Source organism: Sphingomonas sp. UYAg733 (genome assembly GCF_054057355.1).
This window is the reverse complement of sequence record NZ_JBSRZE010000006.1, coordinates 155,485-169,521: the sequence shown is the minus strand read 5'-3', so window position 1 is coordinate 169,521 and position 14,037 is coordinate 155,485. Positions and strand designations below refer to the sequence as shown.

14 protein-coding genes are annotated in these 14,037 nt (G+C 63.7%); 8 read left to right on the top strand and 6 right to left on the bottom strand.

Features of this window, described 5'->3' with window-relative positions:
• Positions 1-35: 35 nt before the first annotated feature.
• Positions 36-1,046: an adenosine kinase gene (locus ACVWZA_RS12695; protein WP_457311590.1), complete on the bottom strand. Its 1,011-nt coding sequence runs from the start codon at positions 1,044-1,046 to the stop codon at positions 36-38.
• Positions 1,047-1,171: 125 nt separating this feature from the next.
• On the opposite strand from ACVWZA_RS12695, the gene ACVWZA_RS12690 reads away from it, so the two are divergent.
• Entirely contained in the window at positions 1,172-1,894 is a 723-nt protein-coding gene (locus ACVWZA_RS12690) for an EI24 domain-containing protein (RefSeq protein WP_457311589.1), read from the top strand.
• The gene (locus tag ACVWZA_RS12685; protein WP_457311588.1) at positions 1,891-2,265 is read left to right on the top strand and encodes a hypothetical protein; all 375 of its coding nucleotides are present in this window, start codon (positions 1,891-1,893) and stop codon (positions 2,263-2,265) included. Before ACVWZA_RS12690 ends, ACVWZA_RS12685 begins: the two co-directional genes overlap by 4 nt.
• A 93-nt stretch (positions 2,266-2,358) precedes the next feature.
• On the opposite strand, the gene ACVWZA_RS12680 is transcribed toward ACVWZA_RS12685, so the two are convergent.
• Complete coding sequence (locus ACVWZA_RS12680) at positions 2,359-3,459, bottom strand: hypothetical protein (protein ID WP_457311587.1); 1,101 nt, start codon at positions 3,457-3,459, stop codon at positions 2,359-2,361.
• Between the two features lie 215 nt (positions 3,460-3,674).
• On the opposite strand from ACVWZA_RS12680, the gene ACVWZA_RS12675 reads away from it, so the two are divergent.
• Entirely contained in the window at positions 3,675-4,373 is a 699-nt protein-coding gene (locus tag ACVWZA_RS12675) for a TetR/AcrR family transcriptional regulator (RefSeq protein ID WP_457311586.1), read from the top strand.
• A gap of 184 nt (positions 4,374-4,557) precedes the next feature.
• Entirely contained in the window at positions 4,558-4,974 is a 417-nt protein-coding gene (locus ACVWZA_RS12670; RefSeq protein WP_457311585.1) for a hypothetical protein, read from the top strand.
• A 185-nt stretch (positions 4,975-5,159) separates the two neighbouring features.
• Here ACVWZA_RS12670 and queG read toward each other — a convergent pair whose 3' ends face one another.
• Positions 5,160-6,308 carry a tRNA epoxyqueuosine(34) reductase QueG gene (queG, locus tag ACVWZA_RS12665; RefSeq protein ID WP_457311584.1) on the bottom strand — a complete coding sequence of 383 codons (1,149 nt, stop codon included), beginning with the start codon at positions 6,306-6,308 and terminating at the stop codon, positions 5,160-5,162.
• A 219-nt stretch (positions 6,309-6,527) separates the two neighbouring features.
• Between queG and ACVWZA_RS12660 the strand changes: the two genes are divergently transcribed.
• The 3 genes from ACVWZA_RS12660 to ACVWZA_RS12650 all read left to right on the top strand — a co-directional run bounded on the left by ACVWZA_RS12660 (position 6,528) and on the right by ACVWZA_RS12650 (position 10,205).
• Entirely contained in the window at positions 6,528-7,478 is a 951-nt protein-coding gene (locus tag ACVWZA_RS12660) for an ABC transporter ATP-binding protein (RefSeq protein ID WP_457311583.1), read from the top strand.
• Complete coding sequence (locus ACVWZA_RS12655) at positions 7,475-8,719, top strand: ABC transporter permease (protein WP_457311582.1); 1,245 nt, start codon at positions 7,475-7,477, stop codon at positions 8,717-8,719. The genes ACVWZA_RS12660 and ACVWZA_RS12655 overlap by 4 nt, the downstream gene beginning before the upstream one ends.
• Before the next feature lie 244 nt (positions 8,720-8,963).
• Positions 8,964-10,205, top strand: a complete 1,242-nt coding sequence (locus ACVWZA_RS12650) for a cytochrome P450 (RefSeq protein ID WP_457311581.1) — start codon at positions 8,964-8,966, stop codon at positions 10,203-10,205.
• A 167-nt stretch (positions 10,206-10,372) separates the two neighbouring features.
• Here the strand turns inward: ACVWZA_RS12650 and ACVWZA_RS12645 are convergent, their stop codons facing one another.
• Positions 10,373-10,654 carry a hypothetical protein gene (locus tag ACVWZA_RS12645; RefSeq protein WP_457311580.1) on the bottom strand — a complete coding sequence of 94 codons (282 nt, stop codon included), beginning with the start codon at positions 10,652-10,654 and terminating at the stop codon, positions 10,373-10,375.
• A gap of 119 nt (positions 10,655-10,773) precedes the next feature.
• Between ACVWZA_RS12645 and msrB the strand changes: the two genes are divergently transcribed.
• On the top strand, positions 10,774-11,268 hold the full coding sequence (gene msrB, locus ACVWZA_RS12640; RefSeq protein ID WP_457311579.1) for a peptide-methionine (R)-S-oxide reductase MsrB: 495 nt from the start codon (positions 10,774-10,776) through the stop codon (positions 11,266-11,268).
• A gap of 114 nt (positions 11,269-11,382) precedes the next feature.
• On the opposite strand, the gene ACVWZA_RS12635 is transcribed toward msrB, so the two are convergent.
• On the bottom strand, positions 11,383-11,955 hold the full coding sequence (locus ACVWZA_RS12635) for a CHAP domain-containing protein (protein ID WP_457311578.1): 573 nt from the start codon (positions 11,953-11,955) through the stop codon (positions 11,383-11,385).
• 138 nt (positions 11,956-12,093) lie between these two features.
• Positions 12,094-14,022, bottom strand: coding sequence for a M1 family metallopeptidase (locus tag ACVWZA_RS12630; protein ID WP_457311577.1), 1,929 nt, complete (start codon positions 14,020-14,022; stop codon positions 12,094-12,096).
• Between the last annotated feature and the right edge of the window lie 15 nt (positions 14,023-14,037).

The following is a 14,037-nucleotide window of genomic DNA, read 5'->3' as shown; positions in this document are numbered from 1 at the left end:
CGGACAGCGCCCCTTTTTGTTAATCGGATGACTGGTCAGCCGAGCTTGCTCGCCGCCAGCGCCTTCAAATCCACCATCGGCCGCGCGCCGATATGCGAGATGATCTCGGCCGCGCAGATCGCGCCGAGACGGAGCGACTGCTCGACCGACTTGCCCTGTGCCTGGCCGGTCAGGAAACCGGCCGCGAACAAATCGCCCGCGCCGGTCGTGTCGACCACCTTGGCGATCGGCTCGGCGGCGACCGACACGGTCGTGCCGCCCGATACCGCGATCGCGCCGCGTTCGCTGCGCGTCACCACCAGCATCGGCACCTGCGCCGCTGCCGCCGCGACCGCCGCGTCGAAATCCTCGACCTCCATCAGCGCGAGGATCTCGGCCTCATTGGCGAACATGATGTCGATCAGCCCGTCGGCCATCAACTTGCGGAAATCGCCGCCATGGCGCGAGATGCAGAATATGTCGGACAAGGTGAAGGCGACCTTGCGCCCCGCCTTGCGCGCGACGTCGATCGCGGCGCGCATCGCCTGGCGCGGTTCTTCCGGATCCCACAGATACCCTTCGAGATAGAGGATCGCGCCGCTCGCGATCAGGTCGCGGTCGAGCGCGCTCGCCGGCAGGAACTGCGACGCGCCAAGGAACGTGTTCATCGTGCGCTGTCCATCGGGCGTGACGAAGATCAGGCAGCGCGCGGTGGTCGGCGCGCCATCGCGCGCGATGGTGCCGAAGGTCACGCCAGTGGCGCGGATGTCATGCGCGAACACCTCGCCGAGCTGATCATTGGCGACCTGGCCGATGAAACCGCAACGCGCGCCGAGCGCCGCCATGCCGGCCACGGTGTTCGCCGCCGAGCCGCCGCTCGCCTCGATCCCCGGGCCCATCTTGGCATAGAGCGCATCGGCATCCTCGGGCGAGAACATCAATTGCATCGACCCCTTGGCCATGCCCTCCGCCGTGATGAAGGCGTCGTCGGTCTGCGAAAGGACATCGACGATCGCGTTGCCGATCGCGACCACATCAAAAATTGGGTCATAGGCTGGGCTGGTCAAATAAGGTCTCCGGAAAAAAAGCGGTTCGCACACGGGGCTCGGCCCGAACGAAGAAGCGTTCGCCCTAATTTGCGCATGGCCCCGGCGCAACCGCCGTTGACGTGGGGCCCGGTACGACGCACCACATGCGGATGATCCGCGCCTTTTTCCTGTCGGTCGGCCAGCTCGGCGACAAGCGCATCATCCTGGTGTTCCTGAAGTCGCTCGCGCTGACCGGCGTGATCCTCGCCGCGATCGGCGCGGGGCTGTGGTTCGGCGCGCAATCGCTGTTCGCCTGGCTCGGCGCCAGTGCCGGTGCGGCGGGCCTGGCGGGGTTTGCCGCAGCGATCGGCGCGGTGCTCGCCGCGTGGCTGCTGTTCCGCGCCATTGCCATCGCGGTGATCGGCATCTTCGCCGACGAGGTCGTCCTCGCGGTCGAGCAGAAACATTATCCCGAAGCATTGGCGCAAGCCAGGGACGTGCCGCTTGGTCGCTCGATCGCGATTGGGTTCGGCTCGGCCGGGCGCACCCTGCTCTACAACGCGATTCTGTCGCCCGCCTATCTGTTGCTGATCGTTACCGGGGTCGGCACGCCGATCCTGTTCTTCGCGGTCAATGGCTGGCTGCTCGGCCGCGATCTGGGTGATATGGTCGCGGCGCGGCACATGCCGGCCGAGGCGATGACGGAATGGCGCGGATCGACCTGGGCGAGCCGTTATGCGCTTGGCCTGATCGGCACCGCCCTGTTCGTCGTGCCGATCGTCGCGATCCTCGCGCCGATCATCGGCGCGGCGATGGCGACGCACTGGTTTCATCAAAAATCGAGGTTCCATCAAAAATCGGGGTTCCATCAAGGACGCAAGACATGAAACAATTCGCAGTCGCCGCCTCGCTCGGCCTCCTTCTCGCCGGCTGCGCGACCACCGGCACTCCTGCCCCGGGGCATATCCGCCCGCCGTTCGTGCCGATCCCGACCAACACCGTCGGCCTGGGCCATGTGATCGGCCAGAATGCCCGCGGCCTGGTCGCGATGTTCGGCCGACCCGGCGCCGACCTGCTGGAGGGCGATGCACGCAAGCTGCAATTCGAGAGCGGCACCTGCGTGCTCGACGCCTATCTCTATCCCAAAGGCAAGGCGGAACCGGTCGTCACCTATATCGACACGCGGCAAAGCGACGGCAGCCCGGTCGACCGCGCAAGCTGCGTTGCGGCGCTATCGATGAAGGCGCAGGGGAAGTGAGCGCGGCCTGACCGGGTCAGGCGGTTATACTGAGCTACAGACGCGGATAGTCAAACATCTGGAGCGTTCGGCAGCTGGCCGTTTACGGCGAACTCACACCGCCATATCGCCCATTATCGATGTAACCTTTGCCAGGGCGGCGCGGCAATCTGCAACCCCCTTGGTTTCCTGGTCTTTTGCCCAGGCGAATTGTACTTCGCGATATTTGGTGACGGTTTCCCAATGCCTGGATTCGGCGGGATTGAGGATCCGCACGCTCGCGCCTGCTTTCCTCAATTCGTCCAGCTGCGTGTCGAAGCTGCTATCCATCACTGAACCCAAGGTCCGGTAGGATGTGTCGCCGGCGCGTTGGATGGCGTCCTTGTCCTGTTGCGCAAGTCCGCCCCAGACGTCCTTGTTCATCGCCACAAGATAGACGTGCCCCAACCACATATCCTTCGAAACCAGCACGCTTGGCGCAGCCTCGTGGACTTTTAGCATGTACCCGCTGTCAACATTCACCATGAGACCATCCAGCGCGCGCGCCTTCAACGCGTCATAGATTTCCGGCCCCCAATGCATGGTGACCGGAGTCGCGCCGGCATTGCGCAGAAAATCCTGATGCCAGAAACTGGCGGAGCGCCACTTACCGCCGCTCAGCGCATCCAGATTGGCCAGCGGCGCGATACTGAAGAACGCCACTGGATATCCGGTCCCGAAGAACAGCTGAACGATGTTATTTCTCTCTAGCTCCGCCGGAAATGCCGGAACCTCCGCATAGACGCGGCGGAAGAAATCGATTTGCCTGTCGCCGGTCGGGCCGGTCGGAAAGCTTTTGAAAATCTGGTGCAGCGGCAGTTCTTTCGCCGTATATTCCGGCACGACACTCGCCATGTCTGCAACGCCCGGCTTGCCGACCGCACCCAAGGCGTCATAGGCGGCTGCAATTTCGCCACCCCAATGATCCTCGATTTTCAAACGCCCCTGCGATTCCCTCTCGATGGCTGGAAAGAGGACGTCTTTGAGGAACCGGGTGCGCATCCCACCCAACGGTTCATGGTCGCTATATTTGAGGATGCGACGAGATGACGATGTCGTCACTTGCGCAACGGCTTTCGGCAGCAACGACGCGGATGCGACCGCGCCGGTCGCGGAGGCCAGAAACACCCTGCGGCTGATGGTGTTTCCAGCGGATTTTTTGCCGTCTTCAATCATCTCGATATTCTCTCGCTTGCTGGTGGCGGGATAGCGTGAACATACGCGGCGGCGCTTCTCGTACGGGAGCTTCCGGCCACCCTCGATCCACGGTGCTGCCCGACGTTCCCGTTCAAAACTGATGCGGGGGCCATGGCCTCCACGCGGACTCTCATTTGACCAATGGGTCAGTTCAAAACTATACCTGAACAATCCTTCAGTAAGGTATTCGCATCTTGGAAAGCGTCGTTTCAACTGTTCCGCAGCGCCTGAAGCCAAGGAAAACGCCGATCCAGACACGATCGGAAGCGACGGTCGAAGCCATCTATGAGGCGACTATTCAGGTTTTGCTTGCGGACGGCCTGGCCCGGCTCACGACCACTCGCGTGGCCGAGCGCGCCGGCGTTTCAGTCGGCACACTCTATCAGTATTTTCCCAACAAGGAGGCTTTGCTCTTTGCCATCCTGCTGCGTCATTTCGAAGAAATGGCGGAGGCAATCGAATGCCTCGGCATCGGCAGCCTTCGACAACCGCTGTGCAGTCTGGCTGACAGCATTGCCGACGCCTATGTTTCCGTGAAGATCGCTCGTCCCGATGCGACGACGGCGTTGTACCGCGTCGCGGGAGCGATTGATCAGTTCAGGTTGTCCGCCGGCGTGTACCAAAGACTGGAAACCGCTGTGGTCAAGGTGCTGGAAAATGCCTCCGATGCATCCTTCGATGATGTCGAAAGGGTGGCATTCACACTCCTTTCCGCCTTGGCCGGAGTGTCGCGGGGAAGCTTCGGGAGCCTGGTTTCGGGACCGGATGTCTTGGCCAGGCTTCGTGAAGAGGCTTGCCTGCTGTCGAGAGCCTATCTCAGGGCGGCAGCAGACACGACACGTTCCGCTTCGCCGGCGGCGGGCACCACGCCCGATACAGGGAGCGCTTCGTGACAATGGCCGCCGTTGTGCTGCCGCTTCGCGGAACCAGGGCGATATTTGCGGACATCGCCGAACGCGGGACAAATCGAGGCAATGGTTGAGGTGGCTCTCCGCTTCCACAAGCCATGTGGAAGGCGCATATAATTGCCCGTTCCGTTCATTTTGCGGTCAGGCTTATCCAGCCTATAAGGCGGAGATGACCCGTTTGATGCCACCGCACTCTCGTGCCCTTCCGATCGCGATTGCCCTTGTCGCTGGAGCTTGCTGCTGGTCGACCGCGTCATTGGCGCAATCGGCACCGACACCGGCACCCGCAACGACACAGCCCGCGCTGTCCTCGACCGACGACACGATTCGCCTGACCGACGAGCAGCGCTGGGCGATACTGAACAGCAACACCGAGGAAAGCGCCGCTGCCGCCCGCGGTGAAATGGCGGGATCGGAGCGCGCCGGGCGGGGCATCCATGGCGAGATGGGCGTCATGATCGGCACGCATGGCACGCGCAGCGTCTATGGCACGGCTGAAATTCCCCTTGGCGATAGCGCGGCGGCCACAGTGTCGTTCGAAAGCAGCCGGTTCGGATATCCGGGTCGGAAACCGGACTCGCGATAATATCTCGATTACCGGCCTACCGTGCCGGGTGCATCACTCGACACGCTGCCGTCCTGAAGGCTCGCTCGTCCGCGAGCGGCGAAATGGTCGAAAGCGGATACCGTCACGCGACGGTTCAAACCAGAGCGCTTATGGGTGGAACGGAATCACCTCTTTCCGTGAGCTAAGCCCAAAAGCGTTTGGAATCACGCCCACTCCGCCAGGACGTTCTCATCGGCCTCGGCAACAAGCCGCTCGTCCCGCTCAGCCGACCAGCGCGCCGGATCGAGCCGCGAGAGCGCCCAGACCGCCGCGCCGCGCACCACCGCCGACGGATCATCCATCAGGCCCGCCACAACACCGACCAGATCAGCCTTCCTGCTATTGCCCGCCGCGATCAGCGCGTTGCGCACCATCCGGTCGCGACCGATGCGCTTGATCGGCGACCCCGCGAATACCTGGCGGAACCCAGCATCGTCGAGCGCCAGCAGGTCGGCGAGATAGGTCACCGCCAGCTCGGCGCGCGGCGCGAACGCCATGTTCGCATGGGCCGCCGCGGCGAACTTGTTCCACGGGCACACCGCCAGGCAATCGTCGCAGCCATAGATGCGGTTGCCCATCGCGGCGCGGAATTCGAGCGGGATCGGCCCGGCATGTTCGATCGTCAGATAGGATATGCAGCGTCGCGCATCCAATCGGTACGGCGCGGGGAACGCATCTGTCGGACAGGCTTGCTGGCACGCGTCGCACGAGCCGCACGTGTCGCTGCCGCCGCGATCGGTGGCAAGATCGGCGGTGGTGTAGATCGCGCCGAGGAACAGCCAGCTGCCATGGTCGCGGCTGACCAGATTGGTGTGCTTGCCCTGCCAGCCCAGGCCGGCCGCCTCGGCCAGCGGTTTTTCCATCACCGGCGCGGTATCGACGAACACCTTGACGTCCGCGTCCTTGAGTTCGCCGACCAGCCAGCGCGCCAGCGCCTTCAACGCGCGCTTCACCACATCGTGATAATCGCCGCCCTGCGCATAGATCGAGATTCGCCCGACATCACCCTGCTCCGCCAGCGCGAGTGGGTCGCTCGCCGGCGCGTAACTCATGCCGAGCGCAATCACGCTCTTCACCTCCGGCCATAGCGCGGCGGGGCTTTCGCGGTGATGCGCGCGCGCCTCCATCCAGATCATCTCGCCATGCGCGCCCTCGGCGAGCCATTGGCGCAACCGCTCGGCGGTGCGCGGCGCGGCATCGGCGCGCGCGACGCCACACGCGGCAAAACCGAATTCGGCCGCCTTAGCCTTCAGGCGATCGGTGAATTGCCCGTTCGCCGCCGGGCGATCCTTGAATGACTTGTCTTCGCGCACGCGCACCAGCTACCACGGTCGGGCAAGGATCGTTACCCTCCCCCGTTCGTATGGAGCCCCATTCGTATGGAGCCTCATTCGTATGGAGCCCCATTCGTGTCGAGCGACGTCGAGATACCGTTCGCACGGGTCACTCGTGGGGGAGAGTTAATCTCCGCTAGATAAGAATTCTCGACTTCGACTAAAATCCCGAGCTTGAACCGAACGGAATGAGGTAGCGTGACGACCGACAAGAACCTCGCGATCAGCGCAACCGGGCTGATCAAGAATTTCGGTGGCCGCCGCGTGGTCGATGGCATCGACATCGCGGTGCCGCGCGGTGTGATCTATGGCGTGCTCGGCCCTAATGGCGCGGGCAAGACGACGACATTGCGCATGCTGCTCGGCATCATCGAGCCCGATGGCGGCAGCCGCTCGCTCCTCGGCCATGACCGCCCGCGCGAGGCGAGCGACCAGGTCGGTTATCTGCCCGAGGAACGCGGCCTGTATCCGGCGATGAAAGCCAGGGACGCGATCGCCTTTCTCGGCGCATTGCGTGGGCTCGACCGGAACACCGGGCGCAAGCGCGCGGTCGCGCTGCTCGAAGCGGCGGGCCTCGGCCATGCGATCGACACCAAGATCCGCAAACTGTCCAAGGGCATGGCGCAGCTCGTCCAGCTGCTCGGCTCGGTCGTGCATCAACCCGAACTGCTGGTGCTCGACGAACCCTTTTCCGGCCTCGACCCGGTCAATCAGGAACGGCTCGAAGCCCTGATCCTCGCCGAACGCGACCGCGGCGCGACGATCCTCTTCTCGACGCATGTCATGGCGCATGCCGAGCGGCTGTGCGACCGGCTGGCGATCATCGCCGGCGGCAAGCGACGCTTCGAGGGCACCGTCAACGAAGCGCGCGGCACCTTGCCGATGCAGGCGCATTACGTGCCCCATCATGACGGTGACGGCATCGCCGCGCTGCTTCCCGCCGGTGCTTCGCGCAGCAGCGACGGGTGGCGCTTCACCGTGCCGAACGAAGGAATCGAGGCGTTGCTGGTCAAACTGATCGATGCCGGGTTCGGCATTTCCGGCCTCTCGATCGAACGGCCGAGCCTGCACGATGCGTTCGTGCGCATCGTTGGCCCGGAAGCGCTGAACGACCAGCCCGGCAACGAAACGCTGGAGCAGGCGGCATGAGCAGCCCCCGTATCGGCAACACCCGCCGCCTGATCCGCCAGACCATGACGATCGCGCGGCGCGATTTCATCGCCACGGTGTTCACCCCGACCTTCCTGATCTTCCTGTTCGCGCCGCTGATCATGGGATCGTTCGGCGCGATCGGCGGCCTGGGCGCGATGAGCGTCGCGCAAGGGAGCGAGAGCAAGAACCGGATCGTCGCGATCGCCGCACCGGACCAGGGGACGGTGATGGCCGATCTCGACCAGCAGTTGCGGCGGGTGTTCCGCACATCCGAAAAACCGCCGGAACTGCTGGTCGAAATGCCGTCCGCCGACCCGGCAGCACAGGCTCGCGCGCTGTTCGAAACAAAGGATTTCGATGCCAAGGCGGTGCTCTACGGCCCGCTCGACAAGCCGGTGATCCTGTATGGCGCGGACGGTCCGCGCTCCGCCGATTACCTCGCCCAACTGGCCGAGGACAGTTTGCGCGCCGCACGCAGCGGTGGCACCGCCCCGCTCAGCACGCCGACCAAAACCGCGATGGTGCGGGCGCGCGCTTCGCTTGGCGGACAGAATCAGGCCGCGTTCTTCACCGTGTTCGGCATCTTCTTCCTGACCCTGTTGCTCGCCGGCCAGGCGGTCGGCACGATGGCCGAGGAACGCAGCAACAAGGTGATCGAGGTGCTCGCCGCCGCGGTGCCGCTCGAATCGGTGTTCCTCGGCAAATTGCTCGGCATGTTCGGTGTCGCGATCCTGTTCGTCGCCTTTTGGGGGACATTGGTCAGCCAGATCAGCGCGATCGCGCCCGGCCTGGCCGGCACCATTCAGGAGATTGGCCCGGCGGTCGGCATGCCGGTCTATGTCATCCTGTTCTTCGCCTATTTCACCATGGCCTATATGCTGCTCGGCGCGGTGTTCCTCAGCGTCGGCGCACAGGCATCGACCATGCGCGAGATTCAGATGCTGTCGTTGCCGATCACCATTGTGCAGGTCGCGATGTTCGGGCTGGCGGCGACCGCGGCGTCCCGGCCGGGCACGCCGCTCGCCACCTTCGCCGAGATTTTCCCGCTCTCCTCACCTTTCGCGATGGCGGCGCGGGCGGCCAACCAGCCGGAGATCTGGCCGCACATCGCCGCCTTGCTATGGCAGGCCTTGTGGGTCGCGATCGTCATCACGATCGGTGCCCGCGCCTTCCGCCGCGGCGTGCTGCAGTCGGGCAGCGGCAAGATGAATCTCAAGGCGATGCTCCGACGAAGGTGACTTTCCCTCTCCCATCGGGAGAGGGGGGAGCGCGAAGCGCGGAAGGGTGAGGGCGAGTGTAGCGCGACTCATCACCCTCGCCCTCCCACCGCTTCGCGGCGGGCCCCTCCTTCTCCCGATGGGAGAGGGGCGAGCAAGCGCCGCCCTTCCCTCTCGCCCCGTCGCAAAAGGTTGCAAAACGCTATTGGATACTATTGACAGTCTTGTCAGTTAAAGCTCTTCTTCGAAAAAAAGGAGAGCGATGATGGCCACGCTGGCGAGCGAACAATTGGCACCCCAGGCGGTCGATCCGCTCGATGTGAGCCGCGCCGAGCTGTACCGCGACGACACGTGGCACGAACCGTTCCGCCGGCTGCGCGCCGAATCGCCGGTACACAAGGTCGAACATAGCGACTTCGGCCCATTCTGGTCGGTGTCGACCTACAAGCCGATCGTCGAAGTCGAATCGCTCCCCGATATCTATTCCTCCGAAGCCGGCGGCATCACCATCGCCGACTTTATCGAGGAACGGAGCGATGTGCGCATGCCGATGTTCATCGCGATGGACCGGCCCAAACATACCGGCCAGCGCCGCACCGTCGCCCCCGCCTTCACGCCGAGCGAGATGGTGCGGATGACCGACAATATCCGCATGCGCACCGCAGAGATTCTCGACGCCTTGCCGTGGGGCGAGGAATTCGATTGGGTCGATACCGTCTCGATCGAACTGACCACGCAGATGCTCGCTATCCTGTTCGACTTCCCGTGGGAGGACCGGCGCAAGCTGACCTTCTGGTCCGACTGGGCGGGCGATATCGAACTGGTCAAGAACGAGGAACTGCGGCTGCAACGACTACAATATATGTATGAATGCGGCGGTTATTTCCAGAAACTGTGGGACAGCAAGCTGGGCAAGCCGCCGACGCCCGACCTGATCTCGATGATGATGCATTCCGACGCGATGCGCGAAATGGATCAGATGGAATTCCTCGGCAATTTGATCCTGCTGATCGTCGGCGGCAACGACACGACGCGCAATTCGATGACCGCCGCGGCTTATGGCCTCGACCTGTTCCCCGACCAGCGCGAAAAGCTGGAGGGCGATCCGTCGCTGATCCACAACAGTGTGCAGGAAATCATTCGCTGGCAGACGCCGCTTGCCCATATGCGCCGCACCGCGACGCAGGACACGGTGCTGGAAGGGCAGCAGATCAAGCAGGGCGACAAGCTCGCGCTCTGGTATCTCTCGGCCAATCGCGACGAGAGCGTGTTCGAGAATGCCGACAAGATCATCGTCGATCGCCCCAATGCGCGGCGCCACCTTGCCTTTGGCCACGGCATCCACCGCTGCGTCGGCGCACGCCTGGCGGAGTTGCAGATCGCGATGCTGCTGGAGGAAATGGCCAAGCGGCGCATGCGGGTGAATGTGGTTGGCGAACCGGAGCGAGTCGCGGCGTGTTTCGTACACGGGTATCGCAAGCTGCCGGTGCAGATCAGCAAATACTGAACCGTCTTCAGCCCCTCCCGTTCAGGGAAGCGGTTTGGGGTGCGGCAGCTGCGGAACGGGCTCTATGCCCGTTGCGGCGCTACGGACCTTGAGGAAATGATTCTTTGTGAGCGCGCGGACGCGCGCACCCCCCAAACCTCTCCCTTGAAAGGTAGGGGCTGAGCGGGTTAGTTCGGCTTGACCAATTCGGCCTGCACCGCCTCGCCCTCACCCGAACAATCGCCATTTTCCCGCGCCACCACGGCGGGCGGTTTCTTGCGGCCCATCGTCCAGTTCGCCTGCAAGCGCACGCGCGGGTTGGGGGCGCACCATATCTCTCCGGTGTCGTTGATCGCTGTGACCCAGATCAAATTATGCTCCTGTCCATAATCGATCACGGCAAAGGCAAAGCCCGCGCCCTTATCGAGCACATGGACGGGCAGTGGCGGGTCAAGTTGTTGAAAAGACATCACGTCGCTCCGGTTTCAAGCGCTAAGCGCGCGGAACCGGCGAGAGTTCCCGAGCGTCATGCATCTCTTAATCGCGGAGCGCCGTAACTAAATCCGCACTCGAGACGAATGAGAACGGTATGACCCACAATCGACGCACCTTCCTGACCATCGCCGGCGGCGGCGCTGCCGCTTTCGCGCTGTTCGGCTGCCGCCGCGCCACCGCTGGCGCGGTTGAGACGTTCGAATACAGGCTGACCGATGCACAGTGGAAAGCGAAACTGTCCCCCGCCGCCTATCAGACGCTGCGCCATGAAAGCACCGAAACCCCCGGCTCCAGCCCGCTCAACAATGAACATCGCGCGGGAATTTTCGCCTGTGCCGGCTGCGCGCTGCCGCTTTATTCATCGAAGACCAAGTTCGACAGCGGCACCGGCTGGCCGAGCTTCTGGGCGCCACTCGTCAACGCCGTGCGCAACCGGCGCGACAGCACGCTCGGCTTCAGCCGGACCGAAGTCCATTGCCGCCGATGTGGCGGGCACCTTGGCCATGTGTTCGACGACGGGCCGAAGCCGACCGGGAAGCGTTATTGCATGAATGGTGTCGCGATGACTTTCCAGGCGGGCAAGGCTTAGGCCAAACCCGCCGTCATACCGGACCAGTTCCAGCATCCCCCGCGCGCCGAGTCACCAGCCTGACCAGCGACTTCCCCGGCGAAGGCCGGAACGCGGCCGGCCTAGCGAAACAGCTTAAAAAGCGACCCGATCGACCAGCGACAGTACACCGATCGTGCCGTCGGTGTTGCCAACGCCATTCGACGCAAGCGTGACCGGTGGGAGCGTTTCGGGGGTCTCCCCGCCCTTCGGCGCATCGCCGGAATAGATGAAGCCGTTGGCGACATAGGCCGTCGTGCCGAGCCCGCCATTGCCGGCGAACCAGACCTTGACCAGGCTCCAGTCGCCCGCCGCCGATACATCGACCGCGCGGACATTGCGCTCGATCCCGCCACGGCGCGACCAATTGGCATGGGTCAGCAGGACTTCGCGATCGCTGACGATGCTCGAAACCATCGCGACATGGCCAAGGCGCATGCGGCCGTTAGAGGCGAAGGAGAGGACGGCGCCAGCCTTGGGCGCATGGCCACGTGCGTAGCGGCCGGCGGCCTGGCCCCACCAGGTGTTGGCATTGCCATGGATATTGATGCCGGAGATTTCACGAGCGTAGGGCGCGCACTGCCAGAACTGGGCAGCTGCCGGGGTCGCTGTCATCAGCGCGCACGTTACCACCAGCGCAAAACGCGCTGCCAAAGCCCGGAATTTCATGTGACCCCCTAAGGTCGCGACCATTCGTTGGATCGTCCAAAGCAGGTCGCGGCGATGGTGGGAACCCCATGGCCACACCCGATGGAACCTTTTCCGATGAAACGAGTTGACCGCGCGATGACTGCCAGATGAACGATGCTATGCGGCTGGTTTCCAACCTACAATCTTGTCGACAGTGCCGGTTGTTACCGGGTGATACCCCGCGCGCGCCTCGCCATAGATTCGTTTTGCCACTGCCTGACCATGCGCGCCATCGGCCATCATGGTGGTGAACAGGGGCGCGACGAACTTGCGCCGCCCCTGTGCCAGCAGGAATTGCTCGGCTGATTTCTCGCCCCGCGCATAACGGTTCGGTAGCACGAGTTGCAGCCATACGAAGCGAATCTCGCTATTGCCCGTGTCCGACCAGGCGAAGCGATCGTCGAGCGCCTTGATCCGCTCCGCCGACAGCTTGCGCGGCAATTGCGCGATGAAGCGCATTGTCTCCTGCGTCGTCACCCCGCCCGGCACCGCCGCCACCGCGCCACCATCGGCGAACGCCTTGGCCGCCGCGTCGATCGCCGGGAAGGCATCCGATTTCACATGCACCGCATTGGCCGGGATGCCGGGCTGATAGGCCCATTGGTCGATGCCGATCTTCGCTTCGAGGCCCTTGTCGCCCTTGATCAGATTCTCGCGCAAATCCTTGAGGAACCCCGCCGTGGTCTGCGGCTGAAAGGCGTGGCGATCGAAATAGGCGCGCAGATAGGCGTCCCATTTATCGCGCCCGACCGCCGCCTCGATCGTGCGCAGGAACGTCGCGCCCTTGTCATAGGCGATCTGCGTCGCGCCGTCGTCGGGCGAGCGGTTCGCAGCCAGGTCGAGGTGAAGCTGCGTATCCTTCGAGGTCGGGCCGCCAGCTTCCTTCACCGCGGCTTCCATGTCGCTCCATGACAGGTCGGCCTCCATCGCGGCGCGTTTCGGGCCATAGAGTTTCTCCATGATCCGGTTCTCGAAATAGCTGGTGAAACCCTCGTTCAGCCAGAAATCGTTCCACGTCGCATTGGTCACGAGATTGCCCGACCAGCTATGCGCCAGTTCATGCGCGATCAGGCTGACCAGGCTGCGGTCGCCGGCGATCGCGGTCGGCGTGGCAAAGGTCAGGCGCGGATTCTCCATGCCACCGAACGGAAAGCTCGGCGGCAGCACGAGCAGGTCGTAACGGCCCCATCGATACGGGCCGTACAGGCTCTCGGCGGCATCGACGAACTTCTCCAGCTCACCGAATTCCCTGGCGGATTTTTCCAGCATCGACGGCTCGGTCCAGATGCCGGTGCGCGGCCCGGTCGCCTGGAAGCGCAGATCGCCGACCGCCAGCGCGATCAGATACGGCGCGACCGGCTTGTCCATGACGTAGGTGAAGGTGCGCATATCGTTCGGTGCGGCCTCGCCCAGCGCGGATTTCGCCTCGCCGCTCATCACCGCGGTCAGGCCCTCGGGCACGGTGATCTTCGCTTCCCAGGTCTGGCGGATGCCGGGCGAATCCTGGGTCGGAATCCAACTGCGGTTGAGGATCGCCTCGCCCTGACTGAACAGATAGGGCAGTTTCTTGCCCGCGGTTTGCGCCGGGGTCAGCCATTGCAGCGCACCGGCATCGGGCGACGTCGTATAGCTGATTTTTATCTTCCGTGCGGTCCCCAAGATGACGGTCAGCGGCGCGCCATGGATCGGGTCGGCAGTGCCGAGTTGAAAGGGCAGCGCCTTGCCCGCCTCGTCGGTCACCGATGCGATGGTCAGGCCACGCGTATCGAGGATGACCTGCTTCGCATTGGCCGCAGCCTCGACATCGAGCGTCGCACTGCCCGACAAAATGTGCGCGGCGAAATCGGTGGTCAGGTCGATCGCGACATGCGTCACCCGCGCTTCGGCCGGGTTGGCATAGCTGTGGATGTCCTTGGCATCGGGGGTCAGCAGCACCTGCGCGACGGCGGGTGCATCGTCGATCGCCTTCGCTGTGCCGGTTTTCGCGGCGGTGCAGCCGGCAAGTGCGGCAACGAGTGCGAGCAGCGGAAGTGTGGCGATGCGCATGGGTTTTGCCTTTGT

Excerpts from the sequence above, each read along its gene's own strand:
- ACVWZA_RS12690 (WP_457311589.1), top strand. The coding sequence starts at position 1,172 with ATGCGGATGATCCGCGCCTTTTTCCTGTCGGTCGGCCAGCTCGGCGAC.
- ACVWZA_RS12685 (WP_457311588.1), top strand. The coding sequence starts at position 1,891 with ATGAAACAATTCGCAGTCGCCGCCTCGCTCGGCCTCCTTCTCGCCGGC.
- ACVWZA_RS12680 (WP_457311587.1), bottom strand. The coding sequence starts at position 3,459 with ATGATTGAAGACGGCAAAAAATCCGCTGGAAACACCATCAGCCGCAGG.
- ACVWZA_RS12670 (WP_457311585.1), top strand. The coding sequence starts at position 4,558 with ATGACCCGTTTGATGCCACCGCACTCTCGTGCCCTTCCGATCGCGATT.
- ACVWZA_RS12655 (WP_457311582.1), top strand. The coding sequence starts at position 7,475 with ATGAGCAGCCCCCGTATCGGCAACACCCGCCGCCTGATCCGCCAGACC.
- ACVWZA_RS12650 (WP_457311581.1), top strand. The coding sequence starts at position 8,964 with ATGGCCACGCTGGCGAGCGAACAATTGGCACCCCAGGCGGTCGATCCG.
- ACVWZA_RS12645 (WP_457311580.1), bottom strand. The coding sequence starts at position 10,654 with ATGTCTTTTCAACAACTTGACCCGCCACTGCCCGTCCATGTGCTCGAT.
- msrB (WP_457311579.1), top strand. The coding sequence starts at position 10,774 with ATGACCCACAATCGACGCACCTTCCTGACCATCGCCGGCGGCGGCGCT.
- ACVWZA_RS12635 (WP_457311578.1), bottom strand. The coding sequence starts at position 11,955 with ATGAAATTCCGGGCTTTGGCAGCGCGTTTTGCGCTGGTGGTAACGTGC.
- ACVWZA_RS12630 (WP_457311577.1), bottom strand. The coding sequence starts at position 14,022 with ATGCGCATCGCCACACTTCCGCTGCTCGCACTCGTTGCCGCACTTGCC.